The following is a 15,591-nucleotide window of genomic DNA, read 5'->3' as shown; positions in this document are numbered from 1 at the left end:
AATTAAGGCAGACAATACTAGGAAAATATTATTATGAAAGAGGTGATAAAAATGAAAAAAGAAAAATCTCCAAGTGAGAAAAATGAGGGGAAATCAGTCGACGAACTTTACGGACTGGAACCGAAAATGAGTTTACAGTCAGTTAATTTCGCTCCAAGTGAAAATACACTCTTAAATGAACATTTTGAAGGGGAAGAGAAACAGTGTGATTAATGATGTCACCTTTTTATCTATTTTTAGCTGATTAGGAATGAAACGTGCTTGAATTAGGGCATGCTATTGACATGTGTTTTTTATTACGGAAAGAATGAAGGAGGAAAACATGAAATCATTTGTTGTCGGATTCCATCAAGAAGATAATGTAGATAGCATGCAGATTCAAAAGCTTAGTCAAGAAGATTTTACGAAAGCCTCGGAAGGTGGAACAAGGCATTTATTTGAGCTCGACACAAACATTGGTCTATTTGTGTTTTTTGATGCAGAAGATGAGGACGGAGACCTCTCTTATATGGTATTGCATTATGAGGAAGACAATGAAGACCCAGTTGGCTGCTATTCCTTCCAATTGAAGGACTTTTACGAATTTATGGCGCTATTCTTAAATGACATGGAGTTTAATGAGGAACCAGACGATGAGGACGAGGAAGAATATGGCCCGATTCATCATCTAGCCCATCTTCTGTTCCATGTAGTCGAAGAAGGAAAGGATCTCGAGGTATAACGAGGGGGCATTTTTTGAAAAAGATGCTAGCTTTCCTTAATATTATGATAGAGGACACCTAATTTAGGTGTCCTCTATTGGTTTTGATCGATATTTTTCTTAAATGGGGTAATTCAAGTGGTGCATTTTTGATTTATGTGCGAATTTCTGCGTTCAATGGGCGAATCTACAGAATTAATGAGCGAATTTAGGAGTTTAATGGGCGAATTTCGCAGCTTTATGAGCGAATCATTTTTATCCTGTTAATAAATTTGAAATTAAAACTCACCATGGGAAGCTCTTTGGAGCATAGGACCAGGATCTGTACTTTCCAAGGCATTGCAGATTACAAGATAGCAGTATTCTTTTTGCTACATCCCGTGATTTTATATGAGCAAATTCCCGAAACTGCTTATTTGTTATCGTCTGACCAAACAGCAGAAAATAATCGTTCAGTGCGTTAATATGTGCATCTTTTGGAAAAGTATCGCAGGCAGGACAGTACCATTTTTGGTTCTTACTGACAAGGGAATGATTAGAGTGGGTAGGACAGTGGACACCCGTTAACAGGTCACATTTCTGAATACCGTATTTATTCAATACATAGCTTGTCGGAAGGGTATTCATTTTCATTAAGAGGCGGCAAAGCTTACGGAGGTCTTTAGCGGTCAATAGCGGTTTCGGATATTGTTTCTCTAAAAGGGTAATTTTGTTTAAGAAGACGTCGGCCTTACATACTCGAGGTTTAACTTTGTAGGCATTTTTTCCTGGAACAGCATATGTTATAGCTATTACTAATCACAACTAAATATTCAACTGAAACTGGAGGGATATGATTTGCAGCAAGAAGTTTCTGTAAGTATTTTTGATGTCTTTCTCCCTGAGCAATCGGATAACCGTATCCTTTTTCAATACCATTGTTGATTTGAATAAACTGTTCATTTTCAGTATCAAATATTAACTTTCCGGCCATGTTTTTTACATCGATTGCTAGGGCAAATTCAGGTGTTAGAAGTAGGGTATCAATTTGGCAGTTGTAGTCACCATCAGGTAGGTTTAAATCGTGGAGGATCATATATTTCTGCTGTGGAAGGTCACGATAATAGTACTCGAGCGATTTCTCACCAAGGTAGCCGGCCTGCCTCCTTCCAAGCTCTTCTAAAATTTGTTGGTACTTTTGGTGACTGTTGGGGAGTCGCCGCAGTAAAGCTTCTAATATAAGCATAATTAATGGTTTTGTCCGTTCTTTTATTAGCAAAATAAACACTCCTCTCAATTTATGAATGAATTCTAGTAGTAGTATAGAAATTCCTGCCGAATTTTATCGATTTTTGTAAAATATTTTTCCGAATATATTTCAATGAGCGCTTTTCGGAATTCAATGAGCGAATCCACGTATTTAATGGGCGAATCTACAGATTTAATGAGCGAATTTCGGCGTTTAATGGGCGAATTTATAGTTTCAATGAGCGAATCCCTTTTTTGCACATAACAATCCTTAAATTTGATAAAACATCTCGATAACGATACCATTATCATGATTTACAAAGGGAGGATACAAACATGAGTGAAATTTTCCAAAGGGGTATTGACCGTGTTTGGACGGTACAGCATCACCAGAATAGTCCGATACATATAGCGGGAATGGTTTTGGATCCAAATCAAATGAAAGAGTCAGATCCATTTCTATTTCTAGCAGAAGATTTTTTTAAAAAAGGTACCTTTGATTTCCACCCGCATCGTGGGATTGAAACAGTGACTTATGTGATTGAGGGAAAACTTGAGCATCAGGATAATAAAGCGGGACGGGGGGAGCTTGAGCCTGGTGATGTCCAGTGGATGACAGCCGGAAAAGGCGTGATCCATATCGAAGACCCGGCTGAAGGAGAGACCGTTCATTCCTTGCAGCTATGGGTGAACCTGCCGCGTGAGCACAAAATGGCAGAACCGCGTTATCAAAATCTCCGTGCCAAAGACATGCCAGTGCGCGAAGAGGATGGGGTATTAATCAGAATTTTTTCCGGTTCATCAGGCGGCATTCAATCGACAACGAAAAATTATGTTCCGGTGACAATGGTTGAAATCAACTTACAACCAGGAGCAACCGTTACCCAGGATCTTCCGGGAGACTACAATGGCTTCATGTACGTTTTAGAAGGGAAAGGTCAGTTTGGAAAAAGTAAGACAGAGGCCGAAAAAGGCAATGTGCTTCTGCTAGGAAAAGGCGAGCCGGGACAAATCAGTGAAGTTACTATTACCGCCAGGGAATCTCTACGCGTGTTGTTATATGCAGGAAAACCACTTAATGAGCCAATCGTTGCGAGGGGACCTTTTGTCATGAACACCGAAGAAGAAATCCGCCAAGCCTATCGCGATTATATGGACGGGAAGTTTGCAGAATAAGATAACAAAAATAAGCACTTGGGATAAAAACGCCCAAGTGCTTATCTATTATCCTTTTATCTGTTTTTTACTGACTTCTACCCGGGCATTGCCCATAAAAAAGATTGTAAACGCCGCAATCGCAATAGGAATCAATGTTAGTAAAAAGGTATGTGTGATTGAATCCGACATCGCATGAACAATTTTATCTAAAATTAAATCTGGAATTTTTGAGCGTTCACTCGCTTGGAAAATTTGGCGTGGATCGCCCATTTTAAAATCTCCTGCACCCTGCATGCCTTTAAACGCATCTTTCAATTTATCCGTAAACAAATTGTTTTGCAGGCTTCCAAAGATTGTTACCCCAAGTGTCATTCCAAATGACCGTAAAAATGAGTTTGTTGAGTTGGCTGTTCCGCGGTATTGCGGCTCCAAATTGTGCATGGAAGCAGTTGGTAATAAAGAAAAGGAAAAACCAACCCCGAAGCCAACCAAAATCATATAAATCGTCAGCAAGGAACGTGCTGTATCGACAGTTAAGGTACCGAGGAAGTACATGCCAAGAACGTATGAAATAATCGAAACAATCATCAAATTGCGGTAGGAGGTTTTCGTCAAGAAAATCCCGCCCACTGAACTCCCTGCAACAGACCCGAGCATCATTGGTGTTAAAATCAATCCAGCATTCTTAGCCGACCCACCATATACCGCCTGAACGAAGATTGGTATAAACACGGTTAAAATAATAAACGTACCGCCGTATAAAAAGGACAAGATTTGCGAGGTGGCAAACAAGCGCCTTTTGAAGAGCCAGAGTGGTAGAATCGGTTCAGCAGCCTTTATTTCAGCAATGAAAAAGGCCACAAAAAAGACGAAGAAGCTTGCAAACAATGCGATGATTGGAGTAGAATCCCAAGCATATTCTTTCCCGCCTAGCTCAAGGGCAAACATTAAGCTCACCACCGAAATGACCAGTGTTATCGCCCCAAGCCAATCAACCCTTTGCTTGGAATGCTGTAATGATTCATGATAATAACGAACGATTAAGTAAATCGATACAATTCCAATTGGCACATTCACATAGAAAACCCAGTGCCAACTAATATAATCAGTTATGTAGGCTCCAAGTAACGGCCCTAAGACGCTGGATGCGCCAAAAATTGCCCCCAACAAACCGGTCATTTTTCCGCGGTTTTCAGGTGGGAAAATATCAAAAACAATCGTAAAAGCAATCGGCATCAGGGCTCCGCCGCCGATCCCCTGAATGGCACGGAAAATACTTAATTGAACGATGCTCTGGGCAATACCGCATAATGCCGAGCCAATCAGAAAGACGATGAGTCCAAAAATAAAAAAGCGTTTCCGTCCGTACATATCGGAAAGCTTACCGAAAATAGGCATTCCTGCCATTACCGCTACCATATAGGCAGAGGTGACCCAAATAAATTTATCAAAGCCGCCGAGGTCTGCTACAATGGTAGCCATCGCCGTAGCTACGATCGTATTGTCCATAGCTGCCATTAAAATTGCTAACAGTAAACCAGCAACGACTGGTTTTAGATTCGTATCTTTTTTAATCATAAAATTTCCCCTTACTCTAGAAAATGATAAGTAATGAAACCGCTCCTTGTAAGTATTTTAAAATATTTAGTAAGATTACCAAAGCTAATGATAATCAAGTTAAACCAATTTTAAAAGGAAGGGTTTAGACTGTCAATTTTTATGTAAAAACCATCTTGTACTCACAATGAAGAAAAGGGACTCAGCTGCTGAGTCCCTCTCTTTTATTTAAACTTAACGTTGGAAAAACTCGACTTTTTCACCATCGGGTCCTTGCACAAAGAAATTACGATATCCATTCGGAAGTGTCACGATCTCATCACTAATGAAAACAACGTTGACGCCCTTTAAACGGTTGAATTCCTCTTCTATATTGTCCACTAAAAAGGCGATGTGATTAACTTTCCCTTCAGTTGGAAGGTCGGGATTTCCACCATACACTAATTCTAATTCTGTTTCGTCTGACCCATTGAACCCAAGGAAGGCTAAATTTATCGTACCGTTTGCAATCGTAAATTGGTCTTTTAACTCCATCCCAACTACTTTTTGATAAAAAAGAAGTGAGGCATTAAGGTCATTTACCATTACGCCGACATGGTCCATTTTCTTTACTGTCATCTGGCTTCCCCCTTTATATACCCTTTTTTAAGCTTTTAAAACATCATGGTCAACATAACGTTCACCGTTTATTTCACTAATAACATTAATCGCCACCTTGGCACCGTCGCCAGCAGTAATAATGGTATGCATACTCACACCGGCAACTGTTCCTGCTGCCCAAATGCCGTCAATATTTGTTTTTCCAGTAGAATCCACGTCAAAAATAGTCTTGATTCTTGGCTCTGTACCTGGCTTTGTTTGTAATCCCGCTGTTTCAGCTAGATCAACAGACATACCAGTGGCAAGGATAACATGTTTAGCCTCATATTCCCCTTGATCGGTTTCAACTTTAAAACCGCTTTCAGTTTTACTGATATTTGAAACCGTAGCTTGGACAATTTCTGCACCGAATTTGCTGGCTTGTTTCTTACCAGTTTCAACTAGGTCAGGTCCAGTAATTTCTGCAACACCATAATGGTTCTCAATCCAAGCACGCTTGGTCACACTTTTATCATTATCAATAACCAATGTTTTCTTACCAGCTTTGGCTGTAAATAGGGCTGCACTTGCTCCTGTAGGCCCAGCACCAACAATTAATACGTCAAACATGTGAATTACCTCCATTATATTGAAAATTTAATTTCAAAATAAGCTTAGCGTAATTAGAAACTTATGTAAAATGAACTGCCCATCCGAGAAACTTTTTCTTAATGGCAGCCCATTAAAGAACGATTAGTGCTGGCAGCAAAATAAAAAGAACCATCATTTCCTGCTTCGGATTGATGGTTCTTGTAGTTAAATTATCCATTTTTAAAAGGGTATAGCAAGTATTAAGAGTTAATGTTATTTAACTCTGTTTTATGTTCCTTAAACGCTGCTTGTTTCCGCGTATGAAGAAAGTAATAAAGAACAATACCCAAAAGAATATAGAATGAACATAAGAAGTAGAGCGAGCTATAATCCATTTTTGCGGCCGCTAAGCCTAAAAGAAACGAGCCTAATGCAATCCCAATATCATAGATTGATAGGAAAGTAGCTGTAGCTAACCCTCGTTTTCTAGGCGCAGCATCTTGAATAGCAATGGTTTGAAAGGTTGGAAAAAGTGTTCCCCAGCCTAAACCAATCATTCCTGCTGAAAGGAGAAAGCTGAGTGCGCTGCCGCTTTGACTTAAAATAAACATCCCAATGGCAAACAATACGATGGATGGATAGACAATCACATTGGGACCATGCTGGTCTAACCATTTTCCAGTAAAAGGTCTTGAAATCAATAAAACAATCGCATAGACGACAAAGAAAAGACTAGAAATCTCGGTAAGGTGTATTTCAGTGGCAAATATAGATACGAAAGAAAGAAGCGCTGAATAAACGATGGCAAGAAAGCAGCCGACAATTGCGATAGGAATGGCGGAAACTTCGAAAAAGTTTCGAAATGAAAACGCAGAATGGACGACCATGTGGTCTGCTTGCCCCATTTCTTTAACCTTTACGCTTAAACCTGTAATCAGGGCCCCAATCGCGACAATGACACTGACGATAAACAGGGTTTTTGCTCCCCATTGCTGAATGGCCGTTAAGCCGATAAATGGCCCAAGCACCATCGCCATATTCGTCGACATAATAAAATAGCCCATGCCTTCACCACGGCGTGAAGTCGGAATGAGATCCGCCACGATTGCCCCTGCAGCGGTTGTTGCCATGCCAAAACCAATTCCATGTAATAACCGAATGAAAAGAAAACCAATGATTGTTTTTGGAAAAAAGTATAACAGGGAGGCGCCTGAGAAAATTATCAGTGCGGTAAGCAGCACCTTTTTGTGACCAGCTTTTTCAAGCCATTGACCAGCCAGAGGACGGGAGATAATCGCTGAAAATAAAAAGACCGTTGTCATCAATCCCGCTTCTGATGCATTGCTATGGAACTCCTGTATCGCATATATAGGAAGTGTGACAAGTAAAACATAAAAGGTTAAAAATAGAAAGAAGTTACTTAAAGAAATACTTATAAAACTTTTCGTCCATAATTTAGGTTTATTCATATGATCCGCTCCTTTTATAACAGCTGTTGCAACCAGCTTTTTTGCAAATTTAAAAGCTCTTCCTGTGATGTTTCTGGGAAATGCTTCAATATTGACTGATTCGTTTCAAAGACTCTTCTTTCCCATTCGGGGAACATCTTTAACGCCACATCTGTTAATTGAATCAGTTTCTCACGTTTGTCTTTACCGGGGACCTGACGTACGTATCCTTGCTTAACAAGCCGTTGAATGGTACGGGTCATTGGAGGTGCTTCAACAAATAAGTAATCACAAAGTTCTTTTTGGCTTAAAGAGCCTTTGGTTTTTAAAACAAAAATGACAGACCATTGTGACCCGTATAACCCTAATGGTTTTAATGCTTCATTGAGTGTATTGGTAAGATGGCGTGATAGCTGATGCAGCGTATGGAATAATTCGTGGCTATTCATTTATGTAGGTCACCTCAAAAATTGCTAATTAGTTACCTAGGTAACTATAGTGGATTTGTTGGAATATGTCAAGAAAGGCTCACAGATTTAAGGCTGTAAATCCGGTTCGCGGAATCATGTTTTGGTTTGGCGGAATTCCACACAACATTGGCGGAATCCCAAACTAGTTTGGCGGAATTCAATCCACTTTTGTCGGAATAACGACAAGAGGTGCTCACGGAAAAAGAAAAATTCCGCGGAATGACGAACTTATTCCGCGGAATCTCATATAAAATCCTTATCTTAACACATTAAAATACCTAGCTTCTGGATGGGCAAATACCATCGCCGAAACAGACGCTTCCGGTTCCATCATACAGCCTTCTGTTAGTTGAATTCCGATTTCTTCCGGTTGAATCAACTTAAACAGCTTTCTCTGATCTTCTAACTCTGGACATGCTGGATATCCAAACGAAAAACGCTGTCCCTGATAATGTGCGGCAAAACGGTCCTGCATGGTAAAATCGAGCGGATCCGGGAATCCCCAGCGATCGCGCATTTGCCGGTGAATTAATTCCGCAAAGCCTTCCGCCGTTTCAAGTGCCAATGATTGAAGTGCATGGCACTCCAAAAAGCGTCCTTCTGCTTTAAATTGATCTGCCTTTTCACGAATTCCTCTACCAGCCGTGACGGTGAAGAAGCCGACATAGTCCTTTTCTCCGCTATCAACTGACTTTAGAAAATCAGCTAAGCAAAGACCTGGTGCTGATTCCTGACGTGGGAAGTCGAAGGTTTCCAAAATTTGATCAGGATTTTCCGGATGATAAATAATGACCTTATTCCCATCGGATTGTGCTGGGAAAAATTGATAAACAGCGGCAGGCTTAATCCAATTGTTTGCACTAGCATTTGCTAGTAATTGATCCACCACTTCTTTTACCTTAACTGCCTTTTCATTCTTCTCGGCTAATAACTTCGCAATTTTCCCTTTTACACCGAGATGGTGGCCAATCAACATTTGCATATTGATATATGGTTCGATATGAGAAAGTGAATACGATTTAAGGATATGTCGCTTTGTATCCATTGGCGTAAATACAGGAGCCTTTGTCGATACCGCTGGCTTCGGTTTTACGGCAACGGAAACAGTGGATGGACGTTCATACTCCCTCGGCACATTTAAAGAGGCTAGCTTTTCATTTTTCTCAAGCATTAATTTCTGAACTTCCTCTTCCGAATTCAATTGATTCGCAATGGCTAAACCATTCATTGCATCCTTTGCATAAAGGACCAGGCCGTCATATTCCTTGGCAATCTTCGTATCTGTGAATTTCCGAGACAGCGCCGCACCGCCAACGAGGATAGGTACTGCAATACCGGATTCCTTCATATCCTGTGCTGTTAACACCATTTGCTGCGCAGATTTCACCAGCAAACCTGATAAACCAACCATGTCTGGTTTTTCTCTAAGAATGGCTTGAACCAAGTCAGTTGGATTCACCTTAATCCCAAGGTCGATTACTTCATAGCCATTATTACTAAGAATAATATCGACGAGGTTTTTACCAATATCATGCACATCACCTTTTACGGTAGCTAAAATGATTTTCCCCTTGGTAGAAGAAACATCGCCTTTTTCCATATGTGGTTCTAAATGCGATACGGCTGCTTTCATTACTTCAGCACTCTGGAGCACCTCAGCAACGATAAGCTGGTTGTCGTTAAAAAGACGACCAACCTCTTTCATCCCGTCCATTAATGGTCCATTAATAATATCAAGCGGAGCAGGATAAGTTTCAAGGGCTAGGTCTAAATCTGGAAGCAAGCCTTCTTTCGTACCTTCAACTACATAATAGGCGAGTCTCTCTTCTAAGGTCATATTTGGAACGGTTGTTTTCGGTTCTTTCTTTTTGCCACGGTAAAATTCAGTGAATGTAGCGAGCGACTCATCTGTTGTATCAAACAAGAGAGCCTCCGCTAATTGAACTTCTTCTTTTGAAATAGATGCAAACCGTTCTAGTTTTTCTGTATTAACAATAGCATAATCAAGTCCAGCCTGGGTGCAGTGGTAAAGGAAGACAGAGTTTAGAACTTCTCTACCGACTGGAGGGAGGCCGAAGGAAACATTACTAATTCCAAGAATCGTTTGTACTTCTGGGAGTTGCTCCTTGATTAACCGGATGCCTTCTACTGTAGCCTTGGCGGAACCAATATATTGTTCATCACCCGTACCAACTGGAAACACGAGCGGATCAAAAATGAGATCCTGCGGCTTCAGATGATATTTGTTCACTAATAAATCATGTGACCGTTTGGCAATTTTTAGCTTTTGCTGCGCAGTTACTCCCATGCCTTCCTCATCAATGGTGCCTACAACGACAGCAGCACCATAGCGATGGATTAATGGGACCACTGCTTCAAATCGTTCTTCACCATCTTCAAGGTTAATCGAATTGATAATTGCTTTTCCTTGTGAATATTTAAGGGCTCTCTCGATGACCTTTTCGTCGGTTGAATCGATCACAAGGGGAGCCTTTACTTTCTTGACGACTTCTTTAATGAAGTTTTCCATATCAACCATTTCTTCACGGTCAGGGTCGGCGAGGCAAAGATCAATTACATGCGCGCCGCCTTTGACTTGGGCTCGTGCAATCTCTGACGCTTCCTCAAATTTTCCTTCGGTGATTAACCGCTTGAATTTACGTGAGCCAATCACATTCGTCCGTTCGCCGACCATAATCGGTCTTAACGTTGGATCGTCATAGATGAATGGTTCAATCCCGGAAACCATATGAACTGATGAAGGCTTAAATTCTCTTGGTTGGTAGGCTTTCATCGCATCGGCAATCGCCCTAATATGGTCAGGAGTTGTTCCACAACAGCCACCAACAATATTTAGCCAGCCATGGGCGGCAAAATCAGCCAGTTTTTTAGCTAAAGTCTCAGGTGTTTCATGATAATGACCTTCTTCATCAGGCAAACCTGCGTTTGGATAACAGCTGACTGCTGTTGATGCTAGATTTGCTAATGAGCGGACATGATCTTGCATGAATTCAGGCCCTGTTGCGCAGTTAAGTCCAACGGCCACGGGATTCATATGTTCAACAGAGATAAAAAACGATTCGATTGACTGTCCAGCGAGTGTCGTCCCCATTGGCTCGATTGTCCCCGAAATAAACAACGGCAGTGTTTTGCCGGTTTTTTCAAACGCCCTTTCGATGCCAACATAGCCCGCTTTCACATTCAACATATCCTGACTCGTTTCAAGAAGCAGTAAATCGACACCGCCATCAATTAGGCCGATGGCTTGTTCCTCGTATGCGGCTGCAAGTGCATCAAAAGTAGTTCCACCTGTTACACTTAAGGTTTTTGTTGTTGGGCCCATTGAGCCTGCCACATAACGCGGCCACTCATCAGTTGAAACTTTGTAAGCTTCTTTCACAGCAAGAAAGGCAGCTATTTTATTAATTTCATAGGCCTTAAAACCAAGTTCATATTCATCGAGAACCAGGCTTGCCGCCCCAAATGTATTGGTTTCAATGATATCTGCTCCAGCCTCTAAGTATTCACGATGAATATTAGCAATGACGGATGGAGCGGTTAAATTCAAGTGCTCGTTACAGCCTTCATACTGCTCACCGCCAAAATCTTCAGCGGTAAGATTTGCTTGCTGGATCATTGTCCCCATAGCCCCGTCCATGACGAGGATTCGTTTTTTGAGTTGTTCAGAAAATGGTGTTTTCGGCATAGTTGCTCCCCCTCAATTCACTAGCCCGCTGACGAGTATATAACGCTAATTCAGCAGTTAATTCATAACGTAAAAATGGTGTAATTAAATAAATACCGTTAAATAGATCTAAGGCTGCATCGATTAGTGACTTTGTAATGGCAATTCCTTCTCGGGCAGCTTGAAGCGGTTGATCATTCAGTTGGGCCATCCGCTGGCGGATTGAATCGGCAATCTTAATACCAGGTACCTCATTATGGAGGAACTCAGCGTTCTTGCTGCTAATTAGTGGCATTAAGCCAATATAGATTGGTGCATCAAGATGCTTTGTATGTTCATAAACTTCGAGTAATTTTTCCTCTGAAAAAACCGGTTGGGAGATAAAGTAATCTGCCCCATAATGAACTTTTTTCTCAAGTCTCTTCACGGCTTTCTCCAGTGAGCGGACATTGGGATTAAAGGCTGCCGCAATGCTAAAGTCTGTCTTTTGCCCCAGATCTTTCCCTGAAAAAGACAATCCTTCATTCAACTGCTTAATCATTTGAATAAGTTCAAAGGAGGACACATCGTAAACAGATGATGCACCTGGAAAATCGCCAACTCTTGCAGGATCACCGGTAATGGCAAGAACATCATTCATCCCAAGTGTATGCAGACCCATTAAATGCGATTGCAAGCCGATAATATTGCGGTCACGGCACGCAATATGAATGAGTGGCCGCATTCCTAAGTCCTGTTTCACTAAATAGCCAAGCGATTCGTTGGAAATTCGGACCGTTGCTAGTGAATTATCAGCAAGGGTAATCGAATCGATTCCCGCTTCTTTTAAGGCTTTAGCTCCTTGGAAAAACTTTGTTGTATCTAGTTTTCTAGGTGGATCTAATTCAACGATAACTGATGGTCTCTCTTTCACGAGTTCCTGCAGGGGAGTAAACTCCCTTTTTGGCGCAAGAGATTCAACGATTATCTTCTTTGGTTTTAATTTTACTATTTTTTCAGTGACTGGAACACTGTTTTTTAGTTCAGAAGCATATGCTCTAATATGGTCAGGAGTGGTTCCGCAGCATCCGCCAAGTAACCGTACACCTTGATTACGGAAAGCTTTTGCTGAATTTTGGAAATAATTGGCATCTCCTTCATAATGAAACTTTCCGTCCGTATAGGCAGGGAGACTGGCATTTGGGTAGGCAGATAGAAAAGCATGTGCTGGTAATTCAATCTGTTCTAACGCTAATAGCATATGATGGGGGCCAAGACGGCAATTTAGCCCGACCACATCGGCTCCCAGGCCTTCAAGTCTTTTTAAGGCGTCATTGACAGGAGTTCGATCCTGCATAAGCCCGGGCTCTTGATGGGAGACCTGCGCAATAATCGGCAGCTTTGTTTCCTTTCTAGCAATCGTTAGAACGGTTTCAAGCTCTTCAAAATCGTAAAAGGTTTCAAGCAATAAGCCATCCACTCCTTCAAGAAGGAGGCAATATAATTGTTCCCGGAAGCTTCGCTTTAATTCTTCTATAGAAATGGAATCCGGCTTAATTCCTCGATTTCCACCAATAGTTCCAAGGACGTACGTATCGTTTTGGGCAGCTGCCTTTTTGGCAATAGAGACGGCTGCACTGTTAATTTCCTTTACAGAATCCTCCAAACCATACCTCTGCAGCTTTAAATAGTTTGCCGCATAAGTATTGGTCTGAATCACGTCAGCACCTGCATCAATATAGGCTTTATGGATAGTTTGGATGTGTCCGGGCTGGGAAAGATTCAATTCCTCCAAACAACTGTCCTTACCAAAGGAATACAATAGAGTGCCCATTGCTCCATCAGCAATTAAGATTTGATTTTTTAATTTATCTAAAAAACTCATGATGATTCTCCTTGATGTAATACCAATTGTGTTTTGCGAACGTGCTCTAGTGCCTGTGAAAAATCCTTCATTAAATCATCAGGATTTTCAAGTCCGACCGATAATCGAACCAGACTATTTGTAATCCCGCGCTTCTCTCGCTCTTCTTGAGGCATGGCTGCATGGGACATTTTTGCTGGATAGGATAGAATCGATTCTACCGCTCCGAGACTGACAGCAAATACAGGGATTTTTACATTGGCAAGAAAGGTGCGAAGTGCATCTTCATTAGCCAATTCAAACGATAAGACCGCTCCTGGACCAGCTGCTTGCGCTTTCTGAATTTGATATTGTGGGTGACTTTCCAACCCTGGGTAATGAACCTTTTCAACAAGCGGATGAGCATCTAAAAATTCCGCTAGTTTAATAGCCGATTTTTGTGATTGTTCCAGTCGGACGTGCAGCGTTTTGATCCCTCTTAAAACGAGCCATGCATCTTGAACACCCAAAATCGCCCCAAACCCATTTTGCAAGAAACCTAATCTTTTCGCCAAGTTTTCGTCTTTGACGACAGCAAGTCCGGCAACAACATCACTATGGCCCGATAAAAATTTCGTCGCGCTATGGAGCACGACATCGGCACCTAACTCCAATGGCCTTTGGTGGGAAGGGGTAAGGAATGTGTTATCGACAAATGTTAACGCGCCCGTTTCCTTAGCTAAATTGCTAATTGCCTTAATGTCAGTCACTTTCATTAATGGATTCGATGGTGTTTCCACATAAAACGCTTTTGTATTTGCCTGAATGGCTTGTTTTACTTCATTTAAATTCGTCATATCGACGAAGGTATGTTCAATTCCGAGCCGCGTAAGAACCTCTGTGACCATTCGAAACGTACCACCATAGACATCTTCCGTAATGACAATATGATCCCCGGCAGAAAGCAGGAGAAATGCCGTCGAAATGGCGGCCATGCCGGATGCAAAGGCAAATCCTTTTATCCCGCCCTCGAGTTCCGCAATCACATCTTCAAGTGCTTCCCTTGTCGGATTTAAACTACGGCCATAATCGTATTTGCCAAACTGATCGAAATCAGATTGATGGAAAGTGGATGCATGTTGAATGGGTACACTAACTGCTCCAGTTGTGGGATCAATTTTATGCTTATTATGAAGGAGCCTGGTTTCAAAGGTATACTCTTCGTGTGCCATTATGCAATCACTCCTTCTTGAACATGGGCAAAAGCTTTTTGCAAATCTTCAATTATATCTTGTGAATCCTCAATTCCAACGGAAAAACGTAATAAACGATTGCAGACACCTGCTTGAATTCGAATTTCTTCTGGAATATCGGCATGAGTTTGTGTTGCCGGATAGGTAATAAAACTTTCTGTACCACCTAAACTTTCCGCAAAACTGATCAGCCCTAACCCTTGTAAAAATGGATTAACCCATTTTTCTTCCTTTATTCTAAATGAAACCATTCCACCACGTCCTGGGTAGAGCACATCTGTAACTGCACCATGCTTGGAAAGAAATTCAACGATATTCTTTGCATTTTTTTCATGTCTCTCCATTCGAAGGGACAATGTTTTCATTCCGCGCATTAATAGCCAAGAATCGAATGGACTTAAAACCGCTCCGGCACCGTTATGATGAAAGGCCAATGCTTCACAAAGTTCTTTTCCTTTTGCGACTACTAGACCAGCAAGGACATCATTATGACCTCCTAAGTATTTCGTTGCACTGTGGATAACAATATCGGCGCCAAGGGTTATCGGCTGCTGTAACAGTGGAGTATAGAAAGTGTTATCCACGATTAATAATAATCCGTGCTGTTTGGCAATTTTTGAAACTGCCGCAATATCAGATTCCTGCATAAGCGGATTGGTTGGTGTTTCTAAGAAAATAGCTTTTGTTTGCGGGGTAATTTTCTTTTCAATCTCTTCCGGACAACAGGTATTCACATATTGAGTAGTTAAGCCCCATTTTTTATAGCCCTTTTCTAATAGACGGTAGGTACCTCCATACAAATCTTCACTAACGATCCATTCGTCACCAGATTCAAATAGAGCAAGGATAAGTTGAATAGCAGCCATACCAGAACTGCATGCAAATCCCTGATCAGCACTCTCTAAATCAGCGATTGTTTTCTCAAGGAGCTGGCGTGTTGGATTTCCTGTGCGTGTATAGTCAAATCCAGTTGATTGTCCAATTCCCTCATGCCGGAAGGCTGTTGAGAAGTATACAGGAGGATTTACGGTTCCAGTTGTTGTTTCACTGCGATTTCCAATTTGGGCAAGTTTCGTTTCAATTTTGTACATTATGCACACT

General features: G+C 41.4%; 13 protein-coding genes. 3 read left to right on the top strand and 10 right to left on the bottom strand.

The genetic code is table 11. The annotated features are described in order from the left end of the window. The first annotated feature begins 51 nt into the window (after nucleotides 1-51). Both J7E67_RS13195 and J7E67_RS13190 read left to right on the top strand, forming a co-directional pair. Nucleotides 52-213, top strand: a complete 162-nt coding sequence (locus tag J7E67_RS13195) for a hypothetical protein (protein WP_179195941.1) — start codon at nucleotides 52-54, stop codon at nucleotides 211-213. Nucleotides 214-322: 109 nt separating this feature from the next. Further along, nucleotides 323-721: a cytosolic protein gene (locus J7E67_RS13190; protein WP_214714983.1), complete on the top strand. Its 399-nt coding sequence runs from the start codon at nucleotides 323-325 to the stop codon at nucleotides 719-721. A gap of 724 nt (nucleotides 722-1,445) precedes the next feature. Here J7E67_RS13190 and J7E67_RS13185 read toward each other — a convergent pair. Further along, nucleotides 1,446-1,958, bottom strand: a complete 513-nt coding sequence (locus tag J7E67_RS13185) for a nuclease-related domain-containing protein (protein ID WP_214714984.1) — start codon at nucleotides 1,956-1,958, stop codon at nucleotides 1,446-1,448. Nucleotides 1,959-2,263: 305 nt separating this feature from the next. Between J7E67_RS13185 and J7E67_RS13180 the strand changes: the two genes are divergently transcribed. Next, entirely contained in the window at nucleotides 2,264-3,103 is an 840-nt protein-coding gene (locus tag J7E67_RS13180) for a pirin family protein (protein ID WP_214714985.1), read from the top strand. A 48-nt stretch (nucleotides 3,104-3,151) separates the two neighbouring features. Here J7E67_RS13180 and J7E67_RS13175 read toward each other — a convergent pair whose 3' ends face one another. The 9 genes from J7E67_RS13175 to J7E67_RS13135 form a co-directional block, all read right to left on the bottom strand. After that, a complete protein-coding gene (locus J7E67_RS13175; RefSeq protein ID WP_214714986.1) occupies nucleotides 3,152-4,663 on the bottom strand; it encodes an MDR family MFS transporter in 1,512 nt (503 codons plus the stop codon). 213 nt (nucleotides 4,664-4,876) lie between these two features. After that, a complete protein-coding gene (locus J7E67_RS13170; RefSeq protein ID WP_214714987.1) occupies nucleotides 4,877-5,260 on the bottom strand; it encodes a VOC family protein in 384 nt (127 codons plus the stop codon). Between the two features lie 27 nt (nucleotides 5,261-5,287). After that, entirely contained in the window at nucleotides 5,288-5,851 is a 564-nt protein-coding gene (locus J7E67_RS13165; RefSeq protein ID WP_214714989.1) for an NAD(P)/FAD-dependent oxidoreductase, read from the bottom strand. 221 nt (nucleotides 5,852-6,072) lie between these two features. Continuing rightward, on the bottom strand, nucleotides 6,073-7,281 hold the full coding sequence (locus J7E67_RS13160) for an MFS transporter (protein ID WP_214714991.1): 1,209 nt from the start codon (nucleotides 7,279-7,281) through the stop codon (nucleotides 6,073-6,075). 14 nt (nucleotides 7,282-7,295) lie between these two features. Further along, a complete protein-coding gene (locus tag J7E67_RS13155; protein WP_088089423.1) occupies nucleotides 7,296-7,709 on the bottom strand; it encodes a MarR family winged helix-turn-helix transcriptional regulator in 414 nt (137 codons plus the stop codon). A 277-nt stretch (nucleotides 7,710-7,986) separates the two neighbouring features. Further along, complete coding sequence (gene metH / locus J7E67_RS13150; protein ID WP_214714993.1) at nucleotides 7,987-11,436, bottom strand: methionine synthase; 3,450 nt, start codon at nucleotides 11,434-11,436, stop codon at nucleotides 7,987-7,989. Next, nucleotides 11,414-13,279, bottom strand: a complete 1,866-nt coding sequence (locus J7E67_RS13145) for a bifunctional homocysteine S-methyltransferase/methylenetetrahydrofolate reductase (RefSeq protein ID WP_214714995.1) — start codon at nucleotides 13,277-13,279, stop codon at nucleotides 11,414-11,416. The genes metH and J7E67_RS13145 overlap by 23 nt, the downstream gene beginning before the upstream one ends. Further along, on the bottom strand, nucleotides 13,276-14,469 hold the full coding sequence (gene metC, locus J7E67_RS13140) for a cystathionine beta-lyase (protein WP_214714997.1): 1,194 nt from the start codon (nucleotides 14,467-14,469) through the stop codon (nucleotides 13,276-13,278). The genes J7E67_RS13145 and metC overlap by 4 nt, the downstream gene beginning before the upstream one ends. After that, nucleotides 14,469-15,581, bottom strand: a complete 1,113-nt coding sequence (locus tag J7E67_RS13135; protein WP_214714999.1) for a methionine biosynthesis PLP-dependent protein — start codon at nucleotides 15,579-15,581, stop codon at nucleotides 14,469-14,471. Before J7E67_RS13135 ends, metC begins: the two co-directional genes overlap by 1 nt. Between the last annotated feature and the right edge of the window lie 10 nt (nucleotides 15,582-15,591).

This window comes from Bacillus sp. ISL-46, from assembly GCF_018613205.1.
The sequence above is the reverse complement of the archived record's forward strand: the minus strand, read 5'-3'. Positions and strand labels throughout refer to the sequence as shown.

Bases quoted from the DNA above. Each gene is read 5' to 3' on its own strand.
- J7E67_RS13195 (WP_179195941.1), top strand. From the start codon at position 52: ATGAAAAAAGAAAAATCTCCAAGTGAGAAAAATGAGGGGAAATCAGTC.
- J7E67_RS13190 (WP_214714983.1), top strand. From the start codon at position 323: ATGAAATCATTTGTTGTCGGATTCCATCAAGAAGATAATGTAGATAGC.
- J7E67_RS13180 (WP_214714985.1), top strand. From the start codon at position 2,264: ATGAGTGAAATTTTCCAAAGGGGTATTGACCGTGTTTGGACGGTACAG.
- J7E67_RS13175 (WP_214714986.1), bottom strand. From the start codon at position 4,663: ATGATTAAAAAAGATACGAATCTAAAACCAGTCGTTGCTGGTTTACTG.
- J7E67_RS13170 (WP_214714987.1), bottom strand. From the start codon at position 5,260: ATGACAGTAAAGAAAATGGACCATGTCGGCGTAATGGTAAATGACCTT.
- J7E67_RS13165 (WP_214714989.1), bottom strand. From the start codon at position 5,851: ATGTTTGACGTATTAATTGTTGGTGCTGGGCCTACAGGAGCAAGTGCA.
- J7E67_RS13160 (WP_214714991.1), bottom strand. From the start codon at position 7,281: ATGAATAAACCTAAATTATGGACGAAAAGTTTTATAAGTATTTCTTTA.
- J7E67_RS13155 (WP_088089423.1), bottom strand. From the start codon at position 7,709: ATGAATAGCCACGAATTATTCCATACGCTGCATCAGCTATCACGCCAT.
- metH (WP_214714993.1), bottom strand. From the start codon at position 11,436: ATGCCGAAAACACCATTTTCTGAACAACTCAAAAAACGAATCCTCGTC.
- J7E67_RS13145 (WP_214714995.1), bottom strand. From the start codon at position 13,279: ATGAGTTTTTTAGATAAATTAAAAAATCAAATCTTAATTGCTGATGGA.
- metC (WP_214714997.1), bottom strand. From the start codon at position 14,469: ATGGCACACGAAGAGTATACCTTTGAAACCAGGCTCCTTCATAATAAG.
- J7E67_RS13135 (WP_214714999.1), bottom strand. From the start codon at position 15,581: ATGTACAAAATTGAAACGAAACTTGCCCAAATTGGAAATCGCAGTGAA.